Origin of the sequence: Streptomyces hirsutus (genome assembly GCF_001418415.1) — a bacterium.
Classification (GTDB): domain Bacteria; phylum Actinomycetota; class Actinomycetes; order Streptomycetales; family Streptomycetaceae; genus Streptomyces; species Streptomyces hirsutus.
Genome location: NZ_LIQT01000015.1, coordinates 17,195 through 39,565, shown reverse-complemented (window position 1 = coordinate 39,565; position 22,371 = coordinate 17,195). Strand labels below are relative to the sequence as shown.

21 protein-coding genes are annotated in these 22,371 nt (G+C 70.6%); all 21 read left to right on the top strand.

Annotation, left to right across the window (positions count from 1 at the left end; all coding sequences use genetic code 11):
- Window positions 1–170 (top strand): DALR anticodon-binding domain-containing protein (locus AOK11_RS46085; protein ID WP_248843941.1); only part of this gene is annotated, 170 nt, incomplete at its 5' end.
- 15 nt (window positions 171–185) lie between these two features.
- On the top strand, window positions 186–1,577 hold the full coding sequence (gene lysA, locus AOK11_RS01510; protein ID WP_055591787.1) for a diaminopimelate decarboxylase: 1,392 nt from the start codon (window positions 186–188) through the stop codon (window positions 1,575–1,577).
- 194 nt (window positions 1,578–1,771) lie between these two features.
- Complete coding sequence (locus tag AOK11_RS01505) at window positions 1,772–3,064, top strand: homoserine dehydrogenase (protein WP_055591786.1); 1,293 nt, start codon at window positions 1,772–1,774, stop codon at window positions 3,062–3,064.
- 6 nt (window positions 3,065–3,070) lie between these two features.
- Window positions 3,071–4,129: a threonine synthase gene (thrC, locus tag AOK11_RS01500; protein WP_055591785.1), complete on the top strand. Its 1,059-nt coding sequence runs from the start codon at window positions 3,071–3,073 to the stop codon at window positions 4,127–4,129.
- A gap of 460 nt (window positions 4,130–4,589) precedes the next feature.
- Window positions 4,590–5,507, top strand: coding sequence for a homoserine kinase (thrB, locus tag AOK11_RS01495; protein WP_055591784.1), 918 nt, complete (start codon window positions 4,590–4,592; stop codon window positions 5,505–5,507).
- 402 nt (window positions 5,508–5,909) lie between these two features.
- The gene (rho, locus tag AOK11_RS01490; protein WP_055591783.1) at window positions 5,910–8,003 is read left to right on the top strand and encodes a transcription termination factor Rho; all 2,094 of its coding nucleotides are present in this window, start codon (window positions 5,910–5,912) and stop codon (window positions 8,001–8,003) included.
- A gap of 186 nt (window positions 8,004–8,189) precedes the next feature.
- Window positions 8,190–10,007 (top strand): trypsin-like serine protease, encoded by a 1,818-nt coding sequence (locus tag AOK11_RS01485; RefSeq protein WP_055591782.1) that lies wholly within the window; start codon window positions 8,190–8,192, stop codon window positions 10,005–10,007.
- Window positions 10,008–10,252: 245 nt separating this feature from the next.
- Complete coding sequence (locus AOK11_RS01480) at window positions 10,253–11,359, top strand: LCP family protein (protein WP_055591781.1); 1,107 nt, start codon at window positions 10,253–10,255, stop codon at window positions 11,357–11,359.
- A 184-nt stretch (window positions 11,360–11,543) separates the two neighbouring features.
- Window positions 11,544–11,765, top strand: a complete 222-nt coding sequence (gene rpmE / locus AOK11_RS01475; RefSeq protein WP_007499053.1) for a 50S ribosomal protein L31 — start codon at window positions 11,544–11,546, stop codon at window positions 11,763–11,765.
- A gap of 124 nt (window positions 11,766–11,889) precedes the next feature.
- On the top strand, window positions 11,890–12,966 hold the full coding sequence (gene prfA, locus AOK11_RS01470) for a peptide chain release factor 1 (RefSeq protein ID WP_055591780.1): 1,077 nt from the start codon (window positions 11,890–11,892) through the stop codon (window positions 12,964–12,966).
- An 80-nt stretch (window positions 12,967–13,046) separates the two neighbouring features.
- The gene (gene prmC / locus AOK11_RS01465; protein WP_055591779.1) at window positions 13,047–13,934 is read left to right on the top strand and encodes a peptide chain release factor N(5)-glutamine methyltransferase; all 888 of its coding nucleotides are present in this window, start codon (window positions 13,047–13,049) and stop codon (window positions 13,932–13,934) included.
- A gap of 54 nt (window positions 13,935–13,988) precedes the next feature.
- On the top strand, window positions 13,989–14,636 hold the full coding sequence (locus AOK11_RS01460; protein ID WP_055591789.1) for an L-threonylcarbamoyladenylate synthase: 648 nt from the start codon (window positions 13,989–13,991) through the stop codon (window positions 14,634–14,636).
- Window positions 14,633–15,310 carry an arsenate reductase/protein-tyrosine-phosphatase family protein gene (locus AOK11_RS01455; protein WP_055591778.1) on the top strand — a complete coding sequence of 226 codons (678 nt, stop codon included), beginning with the start codon at window positions 14,633–14,635 and terminating at the stop codon, window positions 15,308–15,310. Before AOK11_RS01460 ends, AOK11_RS01455 begins: the two co-directional genes overlap by 4 nt.
- 210 nt (window positions 15,311–15,520) lie before the next feature.
- Window positions 15,521–16,765, top strand: a complete 1,245-nt coding sequence (locus tag AOK11_RS01450) for a serine hydroxymethyltransferase (protein WP_055591777.1) — start codon at window positions 15,521–15,523, stop codon at window positions 16,763–16,765.
- Between the two features lie 161 nt (window positions 16,766–16,926).
- A complete protein-coding gene (locus AOK11_RS01445; RefSeq protein ID WP_055591776.1) occupies window positions 16,927–17,133 on the top strand; it encodes a hypothetical protein in 207 nt (68 codons plus the stop codon).
- 276 nt (window positions 17,134–17,409) lie between these two features.
- A complete protein-coding gene (locus AOK11_RS01440; protein WP_055591775.1) occupies window positions 17,410–18,819 on the top strand; it encodes an MraY family glycosyltransferase in 1,410 nt (469 codons plus the stop codon).
- A gap of 319 nt (window positions 18,820–19,138) precedes the next feature.
- Window positions 19,139–19,588: a Cg1360 family ATP-synthase-associated protein gene (locus AOK11_RS01435; protein ID WP_055591774.1), complete on the top strand. Its 450-nt coding sequence runs from the start codon at window positions 19,139–19,141 to the stop codon at window positions 19,586–19,588.
- A 225-nt stretch (window positions 19,589–19,813) separates the two neighbouring features.
- Complete coding sequence (atpB, locus tag AOK11_RS01430; RefSeq protein ID WP_055591773.1) at window positions 19,814–20,635, top strand: F0F1 ATP synthase subunit A; 822 nt, start codon at window positions 19,814–19,816, stop codon at window positions 20,633–20,635.
- 70 nt (window positions 20,636–20,705) lie between these two features.
- Window positions 20,706–20,936, top strand: coding sequence for an ATP synthase F0 subunit C (atpE, locus tag AOK11_RS01425; RefSeq protein WP_055571089.1), 231 nt, complete (start codon window positions 20,706–20,708; stop codon window positions 20,934–20,936).
- Window positions 20,937–20,980: 44 nt separating this feature from the next.
- Window positions 20,981–21,526 carry a F0F1 ATP synthase subunit B gene (locus AOK11_RS01420; protein WP_055591772.1) on the top strand — a complete coding sequence of 182 codons (546 nt, stop codon included), beginning with the start codon at window positions 20,981–20,983 and terminating at the stop codon, window positions 21,524–21,526.
- Complete coding sequence (locus AOK11_RS01415; protein WP_055591771.1) at window positions 21,523–22,338, top strand: F0F1 ATP synthase subunit delta; 816 nt, start codon at window positions 21,523–21,525, stop codon at window positions 22,336–22,338. Before AOK11_RS01420 ends, AOK11_RS01415 begins: the two co-directional genes overlap by 4 nt.
- Window positions 22,339–22,371 lie beyond the last annotated feature (33 nt).

The following is a 22,371-nucleotide window of genomic DNA, read 5'->3' as shown; positions in this document are numbered from 1 at the left end:
TCGTCACCGTCGCCGATGCCACGCAGCCGCTGCTCCCCGCCGTGCTGCCGCTCGGCGCGGAGAAACCCTCGGCCGTCCACCGCGCCCGGCTCGCGCTCGCCGAAGCCGCCGGGACGGTGCTGGCCGACGGCCTGTCCCTGCTCGGCATCGACGCACCCGACCATCTTTGAGAGAGCACGCGAAGAATGAGCCGTTCCGCACACCCCGCCGGGCCCCGTTACGCCGACGTCCTGCCCGAAGGCCACTACTCAGCGCCGCCCACCGATCTCAACGCCCTCGACCCGAAGGTGTGGGCGCAGACCGTCAGCCGTGACGAGGACGGCGCGCTCACCGTCGGCGGGATCTCCGTCACGCGGCTCGCCGAGGAGTTCGGCACCCCCGCCTACATCCTCGACGAGACCGACTTCCGCGCCCGCGCGCAGGCCTGGCGCACCGCCTTCGGGGACGACGCCGACGTGTTCTACGCCGGCAAGGCGTTCCTCTCCCGGGCCGTCGTGCGGTGGCTCCACGAGGAAGGGCTGAACCTCGACGTCTGTTCCGGCGGGGAGCTGGCCACCGCCCTGTCCGCCGGTATGCCCGCTGACAGGATCGCCTTCCACGGCAACAACAAGTCCGTGGCCGAGATCCGCCGGGCCGTCGAGGCCGGGGTCGGCCGGATCGTGCTCGACTCCTTCCAGGAGATCGTCCGGGTCGCGCACATCGCGCAGTCGCTCGGCAGGCGTCAGCGGGTGCAGATCCGCATCACCGTCGGCGTCGAGGCGCACACACACGAGTTCATCGCCACCGCGCACGAGGACCAGAAGTTCGGGATCCCGCTCGCCGGCGGGCAGGCCGCCGAGGCCGTGCGGCGGGCGCTCCAGCTGGACGGTCTTGAGCTCATCGGGATCCACTCGCACATCGGGTCGCAGATCTTCGACATGTCCGGGTTCGAGGTCGCCGCCCACCGGGTCGTCGGACTGCTCAAGGAGATCCGGGACGAGCACGGGGTCGAACTGCCCGAGATCGACCTCGGCGGCGGCCTCGGCATCGCCTACACCAGCGACGACGACCCCCGCGAGCCGCACGAGATCGCCAAGGCGCTGACCGAGATCGTCACCCACGAGTGCGAGGCCGCCCGCCTCGCCACCCCCCGCATCTCCGTCGAACCCGGGCGGGCCATCGTCGGCCCGACCGCCTTCACGGTGTACGAGGTCGGCACCATCAAGCCGCTCGACGGGCTGCGCACGTACGTCTCCGTCGACGGCGGGATGTCGGACAACATCCGTACCGCGCTGTACGACGCCGAGTGCAGCGTCTCCCTCGTCTCCCGCAGCTCCGACGCCGAACCGATGCTCTGCCGGGTCGTCGGCAAGCACTGCGAGAGTGGTGACATCGTGGTGCGTGACGCGTTCCTGCCGGGGGACCTGGCGCCCGGTGACCTGATCGCCGTACCGGCCACCGGCGCGTACTGCCGGTCGATGGCGAGCAACTACAACCACGTGCTCCGCCCGCCCGTCGTCGCCGTCGCGGACGGCGAGGCGCGGGTCATCGTCCGGCGCGAGACCGAGGACGACCTCCTCCGCCTCGACGTCGGGTGAGGGGAGAAGGAACGGTGGAAGAGCGCGGCAGAAGAGAACAACAGCAGAAGTAACAGAGGCGGGAAGGCGGAAGATCTTCGGTTCTTCCGGCTTCCCGATGAAATTGATGTCTCACGATCCGGACAAAGGGAAGAAACTTCCGTCCGGTGAGTGAGACTGGTGCAACCTAGACGGTAATCAGGAAACGAGGTCGGATGATGCGTACGCGTCCGCTGAAGGTGGCGCTGCTGGGCTGTGGAGTGGTCGGCTCAGAGGTGGCGCGCATCATGACGACGCAGGCCGCCGACCTCGCCGCCCGCATCGGGGCCCCGGTGGAGCTCGCCGGGGTCGCCGTGCGGCGCCCGGACCGGGTGCGCGAGGGCATCGCCCCGGAGCTGGTCACCACCGACGCCACCGCCCTGGTCAAACGCGGCGACCTCGATGTCGTCGTCGAGGTCATCGGCGGGATCGAGCCCGCGCGGACGCTGATCACCACCGCCTTCGCGCACGGCGCGTCCGTCGTCTCCGCGAACAAGGCGCTGATCGCCCAGGACGGGGCCGCGCTGTACGCCGCCGCCGAGGAGCACGGCAAGGACCTCTACTACGAGGCCGCCGTCGCCGGCGCCATCCCGCTGATCCGGCCGCTGCGCGAGTCGCTCGCCGGCGACAAGGTCAACCGGGTGCTCGGCATCGTCAACGGCACCACCAACTTCATCCTCGACAAGATGGACTCCACCGGCGCCGGCTACCAGGAGGCGCTCGACGAGGCCACCGCCCTCGGGTACGCCGAGGCCGACCCGACCGCCGACGTCGAGGGCTTCGACGCCGCCGCCAAGGCCGCCATCCTCGCCGGGATCGCCTTCCACACGCGCGTGCGGCTCGACGACGTGCACCGCGAGGGCATGACCGAGGTCACCGCCTCCGACTTCGCCTCCGCGAGGGAGATGGGCTGCACCATCAAACTGCTGGCCATCTGCGAGCGGGCCGCGGACGGTGGATCCGTCACCGCGCGGGTGCATCCGGCGATGATTCCGCTCACCCACCCGCTGGCCTCGGTCCGCGGCGCGTACAACGCCGTGTTCGTGGAGTCGGAGGCCGCGGGACAGCTGATGTTCTACGGGCCCGGCGCCGGCGGGGCGCCCACCGCCTCCGCCGTGCTCGGCGACCTCGTCGCCGTCTGCCGCAACCGGCTGGCCGGGACGACCGGACCGGGCGAGTCCGCCTACGCGGCGCTGCCCGTCTCCCCGATGGGCGAGGTCGTCACGCGCTACCACATCAGCCTCGACGTGGCCGACAAACCGGGTGTTCTCGCCCAGGTCGCGACCGTGTTCGCCGAGCACGGTGTCTCGATCGATACGGTTCGCCAGCAGGGCAAGGACGGGGAGGCCTCCCTCGTCGTCGTCACCCACCGTGCGTCCGACGCGGCCCTCGGCGGCACCGTCGACGCCTTGCGCAAGCTCGACACCGTGCGCGGTGTCGCCAGCATCATGCGGGTTGAAGGAGAGTAAGCAGCAATGACCCACCAGTGGCGCGGAATCATCGAGGAGTACCGGGACCGGCTGCCGGTCTCCGACACCACGCCGGTCGTGACGCTCCGTGAGGGCGGTACGCCGCTCGTGCCCGCGCAGGTGCTCTCCGAGCGCACGGGCTGCGAGGTCCACCTCAAGGTCGAGGGCGCGAACCCGACCGGGTCCTTCAAGGACCGGGGCATGACCATGGCCATCTCCAAGGCCAAGGAGGAGGGCGCGCAGGCCGTCATCTGCGCCTCCACCGGCAACACCTCCGCCTCCGCCGCCGCCTACGGAGTGCGCGCCGGGATGGTCTCCGCGGTGCTCGTGCCGCAGGGCAAGATCGCCCTCGGCAAGATGGGCCAGGCCCTGGTGCACGGAGCGAAGATCCTCCAGGTCGACGGAAACTTCGACGACTGCCTCACCCTCGCCCGCGCCCTCAGTGACAACTACCCCGTGGCGCTGGTCAATTCGGTGAACCCGGTGCGTATCGAGGGGCAGAAGACGGCCGCCTTCGAGATCGTGGACATGCTGGGCGACGCCCCCGACATCCACGTCCTGCCGGTGGGCAACGCGGGCAACATCACCGCCTACTGGAAGGGCTACCGGGAGTACGCCGCCGACGGCATCTCCACCCGGACCCCCCGGATGTGGGGCTACCAGGCGTCCGGCAGTGCCCCGATCGTGCGCGGCGAGGTCGTCAAGGACCCGGCGACGATCGCCACCGCCATCCGGATCGGCAACCCCGCCTCGTGGCAGTACGCGCTTGCCGCGCGGGACGAGTCCGGCGGCCTCATCGACGAGGTGACGGACCGTGAGATCCTGCGCGCCTACCGGCTGTTGGCCTCGCAGGAGGGCGTCTTCGTCGAGCCGGCGTCCGCCGCCTCGGTCGCCGGTCTGCTGAAGGCCGCCGAGCAGGGCAAGGTCGACCCGGGCCAGCGCATCGTGTGCACCGTCACCGGCAACGGCCTGAAGGACCCGGACTGGGCCGTCGCCGGCGCGCCGCAGCCGGTCACCGTCCCCGTGGACGCCGCGACGGCCGCCGAGCGGCTCGGACTGGTCTGACCACCGGTACCGGAAGGCCCGGGCGGCGCCGCCCGGGCCTTCCGGCCGCCGCGACCCCGGGGCAGGCGTTCCGCGCCCGGCGAAAGCAGCACGCGTCGCCAGGACGGGTTTCCGCGGGACAGAGGTAGGCAGGACAGGCGTAAGAAGGCGCTTGCCCGGGGAAGTTCCCCGAGAGGGGGGCACAGGGGGCTTATGACACGCATCGTGCGCCTCCCGTGCGCCCTATGTCGACACAGAACCTTCCTTCGATAGTCTGTACTCAACCCACCGCCGCATATGCCGCGGTCCCGCGTCGTCTCCGTGGTCCGGACCATGGTCCAGAGGGGCTCGGAGGGGTTCGGGAAGCGGCCGGCCACCCTGGTCGGCGGCGGTCCCAGGGGTTTTGCACGTCATCGAACGTCATTCGACAGTCTTCGACAGTCACCGTCACAGTCCCCAGCTCAAGGAGAGTCATCGAGCGATGGCCGGTCCCGCGTTCCGCGCCGCCGCCGTCCGGGTGCGCGTCCCCGCCACCAGCGCCAATCTCGGTCCGGGCTTCGACGCCCTCGGCCTCGCGCTGGGCCTGTACGACGACGTCGTCGTCCGGGTGGCCGACGCCGGGCTGCACATCGACATCGCCGGCGAGGGCGGTGAAACCCTTCCCCGCGACGAGAACCACCTGCTCGTACGCTCCCTGCGTACCGCCTTCGACCTGCTCGGCGGGCAGCCGCGCGGCCTGGAGATCGTCTGCGCCAACCGCATCCCGCACGGCCGGGGCATGGGCTCCTCCTCCGCCGCCATCTGCGCCGGAATCGTCGCCGCCCGCGCCGTGACCATAGGCGCCGAGGCCAGGCTCGACGACACCGCGCTGCTCGAACTCGCCACCGAGATCGAGGGCCACCCCGACAACGTCGCGGCCTGCCTGCTGGGCGGCTTCACCCTCTCCTGGATGGAGAGCGGCGCGGCCCGCGCGATCAGGATGGAGCCCGCCGCATCCGTCGTGCCGGTGGTGTTCGTCCCCGGCAAACCCGTCCTCACCGAGACCGCGCGCGGCCTGCTGCCGCGCACCGTGCCCCATGTCGACGCCGCTGCCAACGCGGGCCGTGCCGCCCTGCTCGTGGAGGCTCTGACCAGGCGTCCCGAACTGCTGCTGCCCGCCACCGAGGACCGTCTGCACCAGGATTACCGCGCCCCCGCCATGCCCGAGAGCGCGGCGCTGGTCGAGCGGCTGCGCGCGGACGGCGTCCCCGCGGTGATCTCCGGCGCCGGCCCCACCGTCATGGCACTGGCCGACGCGGACACCGCCGACAAGGTCGAAGCACTGGCCGGCAACGACTGGGCCGCCAACCGGCTCAGCCTCGATCTGCAGGGAGCGAGCGTGCTTCCGCTCGCCACCTGACACACGGTTGCCGGATAACGAGAGGGGGAATGTTTGTTGGATCCGGTAGTGTTAACCTCAAGTCTGCACCCGACCCCACCATGGCGAGGTGCCTCGTGTCCCCGCTCGGGACAGACATTCTTCCGGGAGCCCCCCAAGCCCAACTGTGTTCTCTGCTTCGTACGCGAGCAGTACGTCGTACGCGGACACTGAACGGCCCGCCGGGCACGCTCCGGAACCGGTGCGACCACGCCACGTGACACTGGATGCCACGGCTCGGGGAAGCGCCATCACCAGATATCCCTTCCGCCGTCGAGGCGGACCACCGCCCCGGCACGGTTCGCACAGCAAGAACCGAAGCCGGACAGCACAACCGGTCGCCGAGCCAGACAGGCCGACGTCCGCTCCAGGGAAGGACCCTTCGTGAGCGACACCACCGATCTGATGGGCGCACGTGTCGAGGAGACCGCTGCCGCGCCCGCCACGGACGCCTCCGCGCCTGCCAGCGGTGCCGGCTCCCGGCGGCGCCGGGGTACCGGCCTCGAAGGCATGGTGCTGGCCGAGCTTCAGCAGGTCGCATCCGGCCTCGGCATCAGGGGCACCGCGCGCATGCGCAAGAGCCAGCTGATCGAGGTCATCAAGGAGGCGCAGGCATCGGGCGGCTCCGCCGCGCCGAAGAGCGAGGCCCCGGCCGAGACGCCGGAGACCAAGCCCAAGCGTCGTGCCACCTCCCGGACCCGTACGGGTGACACCGCGGAGAAGAAGTCCGCTGCCGAGGCTCCGGCCGAACAGGCCACCGCCCAGCAGCAGATCGACATTCCCGGCCAGCCCTCCCCGCAGGCCTCAGCCCCGGCCGAGCAGGCTCCGGCCGAGCAGGCCCCCGTCACGCGTCGCCGTCGAGCCACCGCGGACGCGGGCGCCCCGGCCGCCGCCGCCGAGCAGGCTCCCGCCGAGGCGAAGAGCGACGCGAAGGCCGAGGGCCAGACGCAGTCGCAGCAGTCCCCGTCGCAGGGCGACGCCAAGTCCGACAACGACGGCGGTGACAGCCGCCGCCGTGACCGCCGCGAGCGCGGCCGTGACCGCAGTGAGCGCACCGACCGTGGTGAGCGCACCGACCGCACCGACCGCAACGACCGTGCCGAGCGCGGTGATCGGAGCGACCGGAGCGACCGCGGGGACCGTCGCGGCAAGAGCGACGACCAGCAGCAGAACCAGGGCGGCCAGGGCCGGCTGCAGAACCAGCAGCAGGGCGGCGGCCGTCAGGACGACGGTTACGACGACGACGGCAGCGGCCGTCGCGGACGTCGCGGCCGCTACCGCGACCGTCGTGGCCGGCGCGGTCGTGACGAGGTGCAGGAGCCGCAGATCGCCGAGGACGACGTCCTGATCCCGGTCGCGGGCATCCTCGACATCCTCGACAACTACGCGTTCATCCGGACCTCCGGCTACCTGCCCGGCCCGAACGACGTGTACGTCTCCCTCGCCCAGGTCCGCAAGAACGGCCTGCGCAAGGGCGACCACCTCACCGGCGCGGTGCGCCAGCCGAAGGAGGGCGAGCGGCGCGAGAAGTTCAACGCGCTGGTCCGCCTCGACTCCGTCAACGGCATGGCGCCCGAACACGGCCGCGGCCGCCCGGAGTTCAACAAGCTCACCCCGCTGTACCCGCAGGACCGCCTCCGTCTGGAGACCGACCCCGGGGTTCTCACCACGCGGATCATCGACCTCGTGTCGCCGATCGGCAAGGGACAGCGCGGTCTGATCGTGGCCCCGCCGAAGACCGGCAAGACCATGATCATGCAGGCGGTCGCCAACGCGATCACGCACAACAACCCCGAGTGCCATTTGATGGTCGTCCTCGTCGACGAGCGTCCGGAAGAGGTCACCGACATGCAGCGGTCGGTGAAGGGCGAGGTCATCTCCTCGACCTTCGACCGCCCCGCCGAGGACCACACCACGGTCGCCGAGCTCGCCATCGAGCGCGCCAAGCGTCTGGTGGAGCTGGGTCACGACGTCGTCGTGCTGCTCGACTCGATCACGCGTCTGGGCCGTGCGTACAACCTCGCCGCCCCGGCCTCCGGCCGCATCCTGTCCGGTGGTGTCGACTCGACGGCGCTGTACCCGCCGAAGCGCTTCTTCGGTGCGGCCCGCAACATCGAGGACGGCGGTTCGCTGACCATCCTCGCCACCGCCCTGGTGGACACCGGGTCCCGCATGGACGAGGTGATCTTCGAGGAGTTCAAGGGCACCGGCAACATGGAGCTCAAGCTCGACCGGAAGCTCGCCGACAAGCGCATCTTCCCCGCGGTGGACGTCGACGCGTCCGGTACCCGCAAGGAGGAGATCCTGCTCGGCAGCGACGAGCTGGCCGTCACCTGGAAGCTCCGCCGGGTGCTGCACGCGCTCGACTCGCAGCAGGCGATCGAGCTGCTTCTCGACAAGATGAAGCAGACGAAGTCGAACGGCGAGTTCCTGCTGCAGATCCAGAAGACGACGCCGACGCCGGGCAACGGCGACTGACGTCCGCCCCGCTCACCTCGGCTCCACCTGACCGACCCGCTTTACCCGTCACAAGGGCCGCTCCCCGGCAAGGGGAGCGGCCCTTTGCATGTCCTCGGACAGGTGTACGATCGCGCTGTTCCGGGCCGATCTTCACATCGAGGCCCGAACTTCCGATCCTGAGGGGGGACTTGAGTGGGTACTTCCATGTCTGGGGGCGGTCGGCACAGACGCCGGGTCAGAGTCGCGCTGCCCGTCGCCGCGGCCGGCGTCGCCGCGGCCGTCGCCGCCGCACTGCTGACCTCGTCCGCCGGCGCCGCCACCGCACTGCCGCAGCCGACCGCCGACCCGGCGATCAGCTCGCCGTCACCCGCCGAGCTGAAGAAGCGCGTCGCCGGCGCGCTCGCCGGTGACGACACCGCCGGCCGGCCGCACCGGTCGTCGTTGAGCAAGAGCACCGGTGCCGGCAGTACCACCACCGGCACCGGCTCCGTCATCGATGCGAAGATCATCGGTGGCAGCACGACCACCATCACCTCTGCGCCCTGGATGGCACAGCTCCACTACTACGACGACCGGGGCACCAGCCGCACGAGCGACGACATCGGCTTCTTCTGCGGTGGTGCCGTCGTCGCCCCGACGAAGATCCTCACCGCCGCGCACTGTGTCAAGGGATACGACTGGCACGCCAACGGCGCCATCGTCACGGGGACCGCGCAGCTCCCCTCCGACGGCGGAGCCGATTTGCACGGCGGCACCGTCTCCGGTGTCTGGCGTCAGTGGAACCACCCGTCGTACAACGCGACGACCATCGACAACGACATCGCGGTGCTCACCCTGCCCGGCCCCGTCAAGGCCACCCCGATCCGCATGACCACCTCCGGCGACACCGCCTCCTACGCCGCCGGAAAGAGCGCCAAGGTCTACGGCTGGGGCCGCACCAGCTCCACCAGCCAGGACGTCTCCGAGACGCTGAAGGCGGCCACGCTGCCCCTCCAGTCCGACGCCACGTGCGCCCGCACCTACGGCGCCGACTTCGTCAAGGGCCACATGGTCTGCGCAGGCAAGCCCGCCGCCGGCACCGACAGCGGCACCACCTCCGCCTGCAACGGCGACTCCGGCGGCCCGCTGGTCGTGAACAACCGGATCGTCGGCGTCGTCTCCTGGGGCGTGCGGGACTGCGTCGAGAAGGGTGCCTACAGCGTCTTCGCCAAGGTGAGCAGCTACGTCGGGGCCGCCTACGCGCGCGTCGACGACACCAACATCAACGGCGACCACCGCGCCGACCTGTGGGTGCGCAAGTCCTCGACGACGACCGGGTACTCCAAGAACTCCAAGGGCTCCTCGTTCGCCGCCCGCGAGTCCTGGGGCAGCTGGAAGGGCGTCAACGCCGTCCTGCAGACCGACCTCAACCGGGACGGGTACCAGGACCTGGTGTACCGGCGCAGCAGCGACGGCGCCGTCTTCTGGACCCGGTACGTGATCTCCAGCGGCACCTGGTCCACCAAGCGCATCTTCGACAACTGGAAGACCCGCACCCGCATCGTCGCTCCCGGTGACGTCACCGGCGACTACCTGCCCGACCTGCTGTCCGTGGACTCCGCCGGTGTGCTGTGGATCTACCCGGGCAAGGGCAACGGCACCTTCTCCGCCCGCGTGAAGGTCGGCTCCGGCTGGAACCAGTACAACTCCGTGCACGGCCGCGGCGACTTCAACGGCGACGGAAAGACCGACCTGATCGCCCGCCACAAGAGCACCGGTGCGATGTACCTGTACAAGGGCACCGGCAAGGCCGGCACCGGCGCCTTCTCCGGCCGGGTCAAGGTCCGCACCTGGAGCACCAAGACGTATAACACCTTCGACACCGTCGGCGACATCAGCGGCGACGGCAAGGCGGACTTCCTGGCCCGCACCCCCGGCGGCACCCTGTACCTGTACAAGGGCACCGGGAAGGCCACGAGTGGGATCTTCGCCGCCAGGATCTCCGTCGGTACCGATTTCAAGCAGTACGACATCTTCGGCTGACCACTTCGGCTGACATCGCGGGACACCGCAGGTGAGCGCCACGCTCACCGCTCTTGAACGGAACGCCTGGGCCCGGCCGTGCAACGGCCGGGCCCAGGCGCCGTGCGGCCACGCGCCGGATGCTCCCTCCGCCCGGACGGCGGGACGACGGGTACGGCGGGACGATGGGTGCTGTACGGGGCATCACCCGACCGGGTCTGGCATCGGACGCAGGGGTGATCGACCGGGCAAGAGCTGAGGAGCGGATGTCTGCGGAGAGCACACCCGAGTCCGGCCGACGGGCTCGGAGAGGGCGCCGCATGCCGCGCGACAAGCGGCACAGCGGTCTGAAGGCCATGGCGTGGACCGCCGCGGCCGTCCTCGTCCTGGGTGGCGCCGGCGCCGGATACGTGTACGTCAGACTCAACGGCAACCTCACGAGCATCGACATCGACCGCCTCCTCGGCGCCGACCGGCCGGAGAAGGCCGGCAACGGCTCCGAGAACGTCCTCGTCCTCGGTTCCGACACCCGCTCCGGGGGCAACCGGAAGCTCGGCGGCGGTGCCGACAACGGCAGCGCCCGCTCCGACACCGCGATGATCGTGCACGTCCACGAGGGTCACAAGAAGGCGTCCGTGGTGTCCGTCCCGCGTGACACCGTCGTCGACCGGCCCGCATGCACCGACACCGAGGGCGGCGCCCACCCCGCCGCGAACGGTGTGATGTTCAACTCCGCGTACGCCACCGGCGGGGCCGCCTGCGCCGTGAAGACCGTCGAGTCGATGACCGACCTGCGCATGGACCACTACCTGGAGATCGACTTCACCGGTTTCCAGAAGCTCGTGGACGAACTGGGCGGCGTCGAGATCACCACCACCGAGGACATCGCCGACCCCGACAGCCGCCTCGAGCTGACCGCCGGCACCCACCGGCTCGACGGCGCACAGGCCCTCGCCCTGGTCCGCACCCGGCACGGCGTCGGCGACGGCTCCGACCTCGGCCGCATCCGGCTCCAGCAGGCCTTCGTCAGGGCCCTGGTCCGACAGGTGGGCGACATCGACCTCCTCACCGACCCCAGGAAGCTCTACGACATCACCGAGACGGCCACCAGGGCCCTCACCACCGACTCCGGCCTGGGCTCGGTGAACTCCCTGATGGCCTTCGCGGGCGGTCTGAGGGACATCGACCCCGCCGGCCTGCACATGGTGACCATGCCGGTGCGGTACGACCCCGCCGACCCCAACCGGGTCCTTCCCGAGACGGAGAAGGCGCGGCTGGTCTGGGACGCCCTGAGGAACGACGAGCCGATCCCGCGGGCGGCCACGGTGGACACGGCCACGGGTGGGCCCGGGAGCGTCGTCAGCGCCTCCTGAGCACGCCCGGAGAGCTCCTCGGGGCCCCCGGCGCCGCGGGCCGGCCCGGACCCCGGGAACAAACGACGGCGGCCCCCGGTTTTGGGGGATGGCGCCAGTCCTGGCAGACTGGTACGTCGGCTCCGGTTCACGCTCCCGCATCCCGCGGCTGCGACCCGGCGCCCTCCCGAACCTAGGAGTCACCTTGAAGCGCGACATCCACCCCGCGTACGTCGAGACGCAGGTCAGCTGCACCTGCGGCGCGTCGTTCACCACCCGCAGCACCATCGAGTCCGGCACCGTCCGGGCCGAGGTCTGCTCCGAGTGCCACCCGTTCTACACGGGTAAGCAGAAGATCCTCGACACCGGTGGCCGTGTGGCCCGCTTCGAGGCCCGCTTCGGCAAGGCCGCCGGCTCCAAGAAGTAGCGAGCCCCCTTTCGCCGGTCCACGGCCGCGACCCCTCTCCCCGTGCAGGTGGGAGGGACGCGCGCCGGGACCGGCGTTTTTGGTCGCCCGCCTTCCCCTTCCCACGCAGTAGCAGGAGCCCAAGATGTTCGAGGCCGTCGAGGAACTCGTCACCGAGCACGCCGACCTGGAGACGAAGCTCGCCGACCCGTCGGTCCACGCCGACCAGGCCAACGCGCGCAGGCTGAACAAGCGGTACGCGGAGCTCACCCCGATCGTCACCGCGTACCGCTCCTTCAGGCGGACGGGTGACGACATCGAGACCGCGCGTGAACTGGCCGCCGACGACCCGGACTTCGCCGCCGAGCTCAAGGACCTGGAGAAGCAGCGCGAGGAGCTCACCGACAAGCTCCGCCTGCTGCTGGTCCCGCGCGACCCCAACGACGACAAGGACGTCATCCTCGAGGTCAAGGCGGGCGCGGGCGGCGACGAGTCCGCCCTGTTCGCCGGCGACCTGCTGCGCATGTACCTGCGGTACGCCGAGCGCGTGGGCTGGAAGACCGAGATCATCGACGCCACCGAGTCCGAGCTGGGCGGCTACAAGGACGTCCAGGTCGCCGTGAAGACCAAGGGCGGCCAGGGCGCCACCGAGCCCGGCCAGGGCGTGTGGGCCCGGCTGAAGTACGAGGGCGGGGTGCACCGCGTGCAGCGGGTGCCGGCCACCGAGTCCCAGGGCCGCATCCACACCTCCGCGGCGGGTGTCCTGGTGACGCCCGAGGCGGAGGAGGTCGACGTCGAGATCAACCCGAACGACCTGCGGATCGACGTCTACCGCTCCTCCGGCCCCGGCGGGCAGTCCGTCAACACCACCGACTCCGCCGTGCGCATCACGCACCTCCCGACCGGAGTCGTCGCCTCCTGCCAGAACGAGAAGAGCCAGCTGCAGAACAAGGAGCAGGCACTGCGTATCCTGCGCTCCAGGCTGCTCGCGGCGGCGCAGGAGGAGGCGGAGAAGGAGGCCGCGGACGCCCGGCGCAGCCAGGTCCGCACCGTCGACCGCTCCGAGAAGATCCGCACCTACAACTTCCCGGAGAACCGCATCTCGGACCACCGCGTCGGGTTCAAGGCGTACAACCTGGACCAGGTCCTGGACGGCGACCTGGACGCGATGATCCAGGCCTGCGTCGACGCGGACTCGGCCGCCAAACTCGCCGCAGCATGACGCCTGCCCGGGCCCGCAGGGCCTGAGCGCCGGACCCGAACACCGGGCCGTCGTACCGGCCGCACGAGAACTTCCGGAGGATGAGCGTGCAGCAACATAGTGGGGGGCGACCCCCAAGCCCCCGCAGCGTGCTGCTCGCGGAGGTGGCCCAGGCCACCCAGCGGCTCGCCGACGCTGGCGTGCCCTCGCCGCGCACCGACGCGGAGGAGCTCGCCGCGTTCGTGCACGGCGTCAAGCGCGGCGCGCTGCACACGGTGAAGGACGCCGACTTCGACGCCCGTTACTGGGAGGTCGTCGCCCGCCGCGAGGCGCGCGAACCGCTCCAGCACATCACCGGGCACGCCTACTTCCGTTACCTCGAACTCCAGGTGGGGCCCGGGGTGTTCGTGCCTCGCCCGGAGACCGAGTCGGTCGTCGGCTGGGCCATAGACGCGGTACGGGCCATGGACGTCGTCGAGCCGTGCGTCGTCGACCTGTGCACCGGTTCGGGCGCCATCGCGCTCGCCCTCGCGCAGGAGGTGCCGCGTTCCCGCGTGTACGCCGTGGAGCTGTCCGAGGACGCCCTCGTGTGGACCCGCAAGAACATGGAGGGCTCGCGCGTCGAGCTGCGCCAGGGAGACGCCCTGACGGCCTTCCCGGACCTCGACGGCCAGGTCGACCTGGTGATCTCCAACCCGCCGTACATCCCGCTCACCGAATGGGAGTACGTCGCCCCCGAGGCGCGCGACCACGACCCCGAGCTGGCCCTGTTCTCCGGCGAGGACGGCCTCCAGCTCATCCGGGGCCTGGAACGCACCGCGCACCGCCTGCTGCGCCCCGGTGGCGTGGTCGTCGTCGAGCACGCCGACACCCAGGGCGGCCAGGTGCCGTGGATCTTCGCCGAGGACCGCGGCTGGACCGACGCCGCCGACCACCCCGACCTGAACAACCGGCCCCGGTTCGCCACCGCCCGCAAGGCGGTGCCGTGAGCGTCCGGCAGACTTCAACCACCCCAGCCGCATGTGTACGAGGAGGCCCGCCAGATGGCTCGGCGATACGACACCAACGACGCGACCGATCGCGCGACCGGTCTGCGTGAAGCCGCGTCCGCCGTCCGTCGTGGCGAGCTCGTGGTGCTGCCGACGGACACCGTCTACGGCATCGGCGCCGACGCGTTCACCGGCGAGGCCGTCGCCGACCTCCTGGCGGCCAAGGGGCGCGGCCGCAGCATGCCCACGCCCGTGCTCATCGGCTCCCCGAACACCCTGCACGGCCTCGTCACGGACTTCTCCGAGCAGGCCTGGGAACTGGTCGACGCGTTCTGGCCGGGCGCGCTGACCCTGGTCGCCCGGCACCAGCCGTCCCTCCAGTGGGACCTCGGCGACACCCGCGGCACGGTCGCCGTACGGATGCCGCTGCACCCGGTCGCCATCGAGCTGCTCACCGAAGTCGGTCCGATGGCCGTCTCCTCGGCCAACCTGACGGGCCACCCCGCGCCGGAGAACTGCGACGCGGCACAGGAGATGCTCGGCGACTCCGTCTCCGTCTACCTCGACGGCGGACCCACCCCGGGCATCGTCCCCTCGTCGATCGTCGACGTCACGCGCCCCGTGCCCGTGCTGCTGCGCGAAGGCGCCCTCTCGCCGGAGGAGCTGCGCAAAGTGGTACCCGACCTCGAGGTGGCGAATTGACGGCCCCCGAGTCGGGGCGCGGCATAGGCAACGGGGAACGCAGCGCGGAGGAGACGACCACCTTCGGGTTTCCGCGCGACACCTTTCGCATCCTCCACGTCAGCACCGGAAACGTCTGCCGCTCGCCCATCACCGAGCGGCTGACCCGGCATTTCGTGAGTCAGCGGCTGGGCATCCTGGGCGGCGGGCTGATCGTGGAGAGCGCGGGCACCTGGGGGCACGAGGGCGCGCCGATGGAGTCCCACGCGGAGACCGTGCTGGCCGACTTCGGCGCGGACCCCTCCGGCTTCGTCGGCCGTGAACTGCTGGACGAACACGTGATCCGCGCCGATCTGGTGCTGACCGCGACCCGCGACCACCGCGCCCAGGTCATCTCCATGGGTCACTCGGCGGGCCTGCGCACCTTCACGCTGAAGGAGTTCACCCGCCTGGTGAACGCGATCGACCCGGCGACCCTGCCCACGCTGGACGAGGGCCTGGTCATGCGCGCCCGCGCCCTGGTCCGCGCCGCCGCCGCGCTGCGCGGCTGGCTGCTGGCACCGACCGTCGAGGCGGACGAGGTCTACGACCCGTACGGAGCGCCCCTGCCGTTCTTCCGCTCCATCGGCGACGAGATACACCAGGCCCTGGACCCGGTCGTCACCGCCCTCACGGGCGTCCCCACCCGCGCCTGACCGCTCCGCTCAGGGGCCCGACGCAGGCTCGGGCCACCGGTGTGCCCCGTACGAGCCGTCAGGGGTGTCCCGGGCGTGAGGGAGCGGGTCATGAGGACGCCGTCCCCCGGATGGTGTCCGGGGTTCCCCGGGAGGGTGTGACAGCCGAGCGGGGCGGGGGCGGCGGGCCTACATTGGTCCTACGTCAGCGTCGACGTCCGGGAGCCCCCCATGACGGTCATCCACGCCCTCGAGGGCGAGTCCGATGTCCTGCGCCGACAGGACCCCGAACTCGCCGGGATCCTGCACGCCGAGCGGGAGCGGCAGGCGACCACGCTCCAGCTGATCGCCGCCGAGAACTTCACCTCGCCCGCCGTGCTGGCCGTCCTCGGCTCACCGCTCGCCAACAAGTACGCCGAGGGATACCCGGGCGCCCGGCACCACGGCGGCTGCGAGATCGTCGACGTCGCCGAACGCCTCGCCGTCGAGCGGGCCAAGGCCCTCTTCGGCGCCGACCATGCCAACGTCCAGGCACACTCCGGCTCGTCGGCCGTGCTGGCCGCCTACGCCGCCCTGCTGCGCCCCGGGGACACCGTCCTCGCCCTCGGCCTGGCCCACGGCGGCCACCTCACCCACGGCTCGCCCGCCAACTTCTCCGGCCGCTGGTTCGACTTCGTCGGCTACGGCGTGGACGCCGAGACCGGCCTGATCGACCACACGCAGGTCCGTGCCCTCGCCCGCACCCACCGCCCCAAGGCGATCGTCTGCGGCTCCATCGCCTACCCCCGCCACATCGACCACGCCTTCTTCCGCGAGGTCGCCGACGAGGTGGGCGCCTACCTCATCGCGGACGCCGCGCACCCCATCGGCCTCGTCGCCGGGGGAGCGGCCCCCAGCCCGGTCCCGTACGCGGACATCGTCTGCGCGACCACGCACAAGGTGCTGCGCGGGCCGCGCGGCGGCATGATCCTGTGCGGCGCGGAACTGGCCGAACGGGTCGACCGCGCGGTCTTCCCCTTCACCCAGGGCGGGGCCCAGATGCACACCGTCGCCGCCAAGGCGGTCGCCTTCGGGGAGGCGGCGACCCCGGCCTTCGCCGCGTACGCCCACCAGGTGGTCGCCAACGCGCGGGCCCTCGCCAAGGGCCTGGCCGACGAGGGACTGGTCGTCACCACCGGCGGCACGGACACCCACCTGATCACCGCCGATCCCGCCCCGCTCGGCGTCGACGGGCGCGAGGCCCGCGGCCGGCTCGCGGCGGCCGGACTGGTCCTGGACTGCTGCGCCCTGCCGCACGCCGACGACCGCGGGCTGCGCCTGGGCACCGCGGCGGTGACCACGCAGGGCATGGGGGAGGGGGAGATGACACGCGTCGCGGCTCTCATGGCGGGCGTGATCACCGGCGCCCTGGACCCCGCGCGGACCCGGGAGGACGTACGGCAGCTGGCCGCCGTCTTTCCGCCGTACCCGCGGTGAGCGGTTCCCGCACCGGCCGGCGTCGGCGCGTTCGGACGGGTGACCGACCTCACACGGCCCTGGCGGGCGGACGAGCCGCGACCACGTCCGAAGGGCCTGGGAGCGAAACGGACGACGGCTCGGCCGCGGTGTCCGCATGCGCACCCCGCGCGGGGTACGGCATGCGCGTCCGGGCCCCCTGGTCGTGGAAGGCCGGCGCGGTCACGTTGTCCGACGCCGACGGCTCGTCCCCCTTCTGCGGCGGCAAGCCGGCGCACAGCGCGCGGAAGCAGGTGCCGGAAGGCGTCACCGTGGAGATCACGGTCTGTCGCCGCAACGGCGCCGACGGGGCGAAGAAGGACTGCGGATCCAACTACGGCAAGGCCTGACCGGAAGGAACCGGGACACGGCCGAACACCGGGTCCCCGGGCGACGGCCGCCCCGGTGGGCCGCCCCTCGCGTACGCGCTCCCGCCTGCTCCGCCCGCGAGCGGGAGCGTGCACCGGCGGACGGCCGAGGAGGGCACGTTTGTAGGAGAATCCCCTAAAGGTGGTGGTCCCGGAGGGGGTTGCTCCGGCCCGGCCCCGTCCTGTGCCGGGGATCGCCGACAGTCACGACGGCTAAGGTGAGATGCCGACACACCAGTGACATCTGTGGGGAAGCCCGTGCGCGAATATCTGCTGACGCTCTGCATCACGGCCGCAGTGACGTACCTGCTCACCGGGCCGGTACGGAAGTTCGCGATCGTGGCCGGGGCGATGCCGCAGATCCGGGCGCGGGACGTGCACCGGGAACCCACTCCGCGGCTCGGCGGGATCGCGATGTTCTTCGGCCTGTGCGCGGGGCTGCTGGTCGCCAGCCATCTGGCGAACCTGAACGAGGTCTTCGAGAAGTCCAACGAGCCGCGCGCCCTGTTGTCGGGAGCGGCCCTGATCTGGCTGCTCGGGGTCCTGGACGACAAGTTCGAGATCGACGCCCTGCTCAAACTGGGCGCCCAGATGATCGCCGCCGGCGTCATGATCCTTCAGGGTCTGACCATCCTGTGGCTGCCCATCCCCGGTATCGGCACGGTCGCCGTCACTCCGTGGCAGGGGAACCTGATCACCGTGGCGCTGGTGGTCGTCACCATCAACGCGGTCAACTTCGTGGACGGACTGGACGGCCTCGCGGCCGGCATGGTGGGCATCGCGGCCACGGCGTTCTTCCTGTACAGCTACCGGATCTGGTACGGCTACGGAGCCGAGGCGGCGGCCCCCGCCACGCTGTTCTCCGTGGTGCTCATCGGCATGTGCGTCGGTTTCCTGCCGCACAACATGCATCCCGCCCGGATCTTCATGGGGGACTCCGGGTCGATGCTGATCGGTCTGGTCCTCGCGGCCAGCGCGGTGTCCGTCACGGGCCAGCTGGACGTCGAGGCGCTCAACGTCGACCTGGGCGGCGCACGGGAGACGACCCACGCGATGCTGCCCGTCTTCATCCCGCTGCTCATGCCGTTGACGATCATCGCGGTGCCCATGGCCGACCTGATCCTGGCCATCGTGCGGCGCACCTGGCGCGGCCAGTCGCCCTTCGCGGCGGACCGGGGTCATCTGCACCACCGCCTGCTGGAGATCGGCCACTCGCACAGCAGGGCGGTGCTGATCATGTACTTCTGGTCGGCGCTGATCGCCTTCGGCGCGCTCGCCTACTCGGTCAACTCGGCGTCCATGTGGATCGTGCTGAGCGTCGTCATCCTGAGCGCCCTCGGTCTGCTGCTGCTCCTGCTGCCCCGGTTCACCCCGCGCGCCCCGATGTGGGCGCAGCACATCGTGCCGCCGCGCTACCGGCGTCGCCGGGCCGCTGTGCGGGCCCCCCAGGCCGTTGCCGAGGCAGGCACGGGGGAAGCCGCGGACACGGTCGCCGAGGCGGCCGAGCCGGAGGCGGGCGACCAGGATGCCGGCGGCCATCGCGCCCCGGTGCCCGCCGGGGTCTCCGGCGTCAACGGCGCGACCGCCCTGGGCCACCGCGCACGTGTGGGCGACCGGGGAAGGCCGGCGTCTCCCACCGAAGGCACGGCCACATCACGGTCAAGGTAAGAATCCGACTAGAGCATTGCCAAGTCGTGGGGCTCCGATGGGGCACCCTTGGGGGTGCGAAGCTCCCTAATACCAGACAAGTCGACCTCTTGCACTCTCCGGCGCCCAGGCTCACTCTCCTGGGTGACCCCATGCGGAGTCATTAGGTAAAGACTGCATCAAATAGTTTGTGATACCGTTCACGAGTCTCGCCGGAGAGCGCCGAGGAACCGCAGTGCGACGGTTCGTCGGTGGGGGGAAATCACACTCCATCCGGGGGACTACGCTCGTCCCTGACGACCATCCTTTGCCCCCTGTTCCAAACATGCGGAGTTCCGCCATGCCGTCCAACGACGTCCGGATCCTGATTCAGGCCGCCATACCCACCGCTGTCGTCGGTGCGGTCGCGGTCGCGGTCGGTGCTGCCGTCGAAGGCGGCAACGGGGCGATCGGAGCCGTCATCGGGGCGCTGCTCGTGATCCTGCTCATGGGCGCGGGCCTGTACGTCCTTCAGTGGGTCGCCAAGTCGTTGCCGCATCTGTTCCAGGCCATGGGGCTGATGCTGTACATGACGCAGATCCTGCTGATCTTCGTCTTCATCGCGCTCTTCAAGGACACGACGCTCTTCCACCCGAAGGTCTTCGCCCTCTCCCTGCTCGTCTCCACCCTGACCTGGGTCGCCGCGCAGGCGCGGGCCACGATGAAGGCCAAGACCTTCTACGTGGACCCCGAGCCGGCGACGGCCGGGAACGCGGCCGAGAAGAAGGAATCCGCGGAGCGGCCGTCGTGAGACGTAGGGCCGGGATAAGGGCGCATGACGGACCCTGCTATCGTCCGGTGCCAACTGCGGCATCGCGGGCGCGGGCATCCACGCTGACGCCTGTCACATCGCGAGGCGAGATGCCCCATCGCCGCCCCCCCATCCGTAACACCAGTCCCGTGCCGAACCGCGGCCCCGTGCCGCGCCGACACCACGAGGTTGCCGAATCCATGCGCCACGCTGAAGGAGCCCGCGGTGAGTGCTGACCCGACACAGGTGCTCGCCTTCGAGACCGACTGCCACATCTTCGACGGCTGTGGCTTCCCGTCTCCCGGGCTGCATTCGTTCCTGTTCGAGCCCATCTGGGGTGACGGCGACAGCAACCTGTACTTCAACAAGACGATGCTGCTGGCGCTGCTCGGCTCGATCATCATCGTCGGCTTCTTCTGGGCGGCGTTCCGCCGGCCCCAGGTCGTTCCCGGCAAGCTCCAGATGGTCGCCGAGACGGGCTACGACTTCGTCCGCAAGAACGTCGTCTACGAGACGATGGGCAAGCGCGAGGGCGAGAAGTACGTCCCGTTCGTCGTCGCACTGTTCTTCTTCGTCTGGATGATGAACCTCTGGTCGATCATCCCGCTCGCCCAGTTCCCGGTGACGTCGATCTTCGCCTACCCGCTGGGACTCGCGCTGCTCGTCTACGCCGTGTGGGTCTCGCTGACCTTCAAGCGGCACGGCTTCGTCGGCGCCCTGAAGAACTTCACCGGCTACGACAAGTCGCTCGGTGCGGCCCTGCCGGTCGTCATGATCATCGAGGCCTTCTCGAACCTGCTCGTGCGGCCCTTCACCCACGCTGTGCGACTCTTCGCGAACATGTTCGCGGGTCACATCCTGCTGGTGCTCTTCACCATCGCCAGCTGGTACCTGCTGAACGGCATCGGGATCGCCTACGCCGGCGTCTCGTTCGTGATGGTCCTGGTGATGACCGTCTTCGAGCTCTTCATCCAGGCCCTGCAGGCGTACGTCTTCGTCCTGCTGACCGTTACCTACATCCAGGGCGCGCTCTCCGAGCAGCACTGAGCGTCCCGCACCGCCTCCATTCGACCGGTGGCCCACCCCCACCGGCCCGTGAAGAAAAGGAAGAACCGGAATGTCTTACACCCTGGCCGCCGTCACCGGCTCGATTGCTTCCATCGGCTACGGCATCGCCGCGTTCGGCCCCGGCATCGGCGTCGGCATCATCTTCGGCAAGGGCACCGAGGCCCTCGCCCGGCAGCCCGAGGCCGCCGGTCTGATCCGCGCCAACCAGATCCTCGGCTTCGCCTTCTGTGAGGCGCTCGCCCTGATCGGCCTGGTCATGCCGTTCGTCTACGGCAAGTGATCATCTGATCCGCGACCGGTTCACCAGACGAAAGGCACTCTGATATGAGCCCACTGCTTCATATCGCGGCCGAGGAGCTGCAGAACCCCCTCGTCCCGCCGATTCCCGAGCTCGTCATCGGCCTGCTCGCCTTCGTCATCGTCTTCGGCATCCTCGCCAAGAAGCTCCTCCCGAACATCAACAAGGTTCTGGAAGAGCGTCGCGAGTCCATCGAAGGCGGTATCGAGAAGGCCGAGGCCGCCCAGACCGAGGCACAGAGCGTCCTTGAGCAGTACAAGGCTCAGCTCGCCGAGGCCCGGCACGAGGCCGCGCGTCTGCGTCAGGAGGCGCAGGAGCAGGGCGCCACGCTCATCGCCGAGATGCGCGCGGAAGGCCAGCGGCAGCGTGAGGAGATCATCGCCGCCGGTCACTCGCAGATCGAGGCGGACCGCAAGGCCGCCGCCTCGGTGCTGCGCCAGGACGTGGGCAAGCTCGCCACCGACCTGGCCGGCAAGCTCGTCGGCGAGTCCCTCGAGGACCACGCCCGGCAGAGCCGCGTGATCGACCGGTTCCTCGACGACCTCGACCAGAAGGCCGAGGCCGCACGATGAACGGAGCGAGCCGCGAGGCCCTGGCAGCCGCACGTGAGCGTCTCGACGCGCTGACGGACTCCACGTCCGTGGACGCCGGCTCGCTCGCCGAAGAGCTGGCTGCCGTCACCGCGCTGCTCCACCGCGAGGTGTCGCTGCGCCGGGTCCTCACCGACCCGGCGCAGCCCGGCGAGACCAAGGCGGACCTGGCCCAGCGCCTGCTCGGCACCCAGGTCAGCGGCAACGCCGCCGACCTGGTGGCCGGCATGGTGCGCTCCCGCTGGTCGCAGCCCCGCGACCTGGTGGACGCACTCGAGGAGCTGGCCGACCTCGCCGACCTCACCGCCGCGCAGAAGGCGGGCGCGCTCGACACCGTCGAGGACGAGCTGTTCCGGTTCGGCCGGATCGTCTCCTCCAGCAACGACCTGCGTGCCGCGCTGACCGACCGCAAGGCCACTGCCTCCGCCAAGAGCGGGCTGCTGCACAGCCTGCTCGGACGCAAGGCGCACGCGGCCACCGAGCGTCTGGTGACGCGTCTGGTCAACGCGCCCCGCGGACGTAGCCTGGAAGCGGGACTCGAGTCCCTGTCCAAGCTCGCCGCGGAGCGTCGTCACCGCATGGTGGCCGTCGTCACCTCCGCGGTGCCGCTGAGCGACTCGCAGAAGCAGCGCCTGGGCGCCGGCCTCGCGAAGCTCTACGGCCGCCAGATGCACCTCAACCTCGACGTCGACCCCTCGGTCGTCGGCGGGATCCGGGTGCAGGTCGGTGACGAGCTCATCAACGGTTCCCTCGCGGACCGGCTGGAGGACGTGAGCCGCCGACTGGCGAGCTAGCCCTCACGCGGCAGTCGCGGACGACGCGACGGA

What these genes read in the sequence shown, in the direction of transcription:
- lysA (WP_055591787.1), top strand. Translation starts at nt 186, where the DNA reads ATGAGCCGTTCCGCACACCCCGCCGGGCCCCGTTACGCCGACGTCCTG.
- AOK11_RS01505 (WP_055591786.1), top strand. Translation starts at nt 1,772, where the DNA reads ATGATGCGTACGCGTCCGCTGAAGGTGGCGCTGCTGGGCTGTGGAGTG.
- thrC (WP_055591785.1), top strand. Translation starts at nt 3,071, where the DNA reads ATGACCCACCAGTGGCGCGGAATCATCGAGGAGTACCGGGACCGGCTG.
- thrB (WP_055591784.1), top strand. Translation starts at nt 4,590, where the DNA reads ATGGCCGGTCCCGCGTTCCGCGCCGCCGCCGTCCGGGTGCGCGTCCCC.
- AOK11_RS01485 (WP_055591782.1), top strand. Translation starts at nt 8,190, where the DNA reads ATGTCTGGGGGCGGTCGGCACAGACGCCGGGTCAGAGTCGCGCTGCCC.
- AOK11_RS01480 (WP_055591781.1), top strand. Translation starts at nt 10,253, where the DNA reads ATGTCTGCGGAGAGCACACCCGAGTCCGGCCGACGGGCTCGGAGAGGG.
- prfA (WP_055591780.1), top strand. Translation starts at nt 11,890, where the DNA reads ATGTTCGAGGCCGTCGAGGAACTCGTCACCGAGCACGCCGACCTGGAG.
- prmC (WP_055591779.1), top strand. Translation starts at nt 13,047, where the DNA reads ATGAGCGTGCAGCAACATAGTGGGGGGCGACCCCCAAGCCCCCGCAGC.
- AOK11_RS01460 (WP_055591789.1), top strand. Translation starts at nt 13,989, where the DNA reads ATGGCTCGGCGATACGACACCAACGACGCGACCGATCGCGCGACCGGT.
- AOK11_RS01450 (WP_055591777.1), top strand. Translation starts at nt 15,521, where the DNA reads ATGACGGTCATCCACGCCCTCGAGGGCGAGTCCGATGTCCTGCGCCGA.
- AOK11_RS01445 (WP_055591776.1), top strand. Translation starts at nt 16,927, where the DNA reads ATGCGCGTCCGGGCCCCCTGGTCGTGGAAGGCCGGCGCGGTCACGTTG.
- AOK11_RS01435 (WP_055591774.1), top strand. Translation starts at nt 19,139, where the DNA reads ATGCCGTCCAACGACGTCCGGATCCTGATTCAGGCCGCCATACCCACC.
- atpE (WP_055571089.1), top strand. Translation starts at nt 20,706, where the DNA reads ATGTCTTACACCCTGGCCGCCGTCACCGGCTCGATTGCTTCCATCGGC.
- AOK11_RS01420 (WP_055591772.1), top strand. Translation starts at nt 20,981, where the DNA reads ATGAGCCCACTGCTTCATATCGCGGCCGAGGAGCTGCAGAACCCCCTC.
- AOK11_RS01415 (WP_055591771.1), top strand. Translation starts at nt 21,523, where the DNA reads ATGAACGGAGCGAGCCGCGAGGCCCTGGCAGCCGCACGTGAGCGTCTC.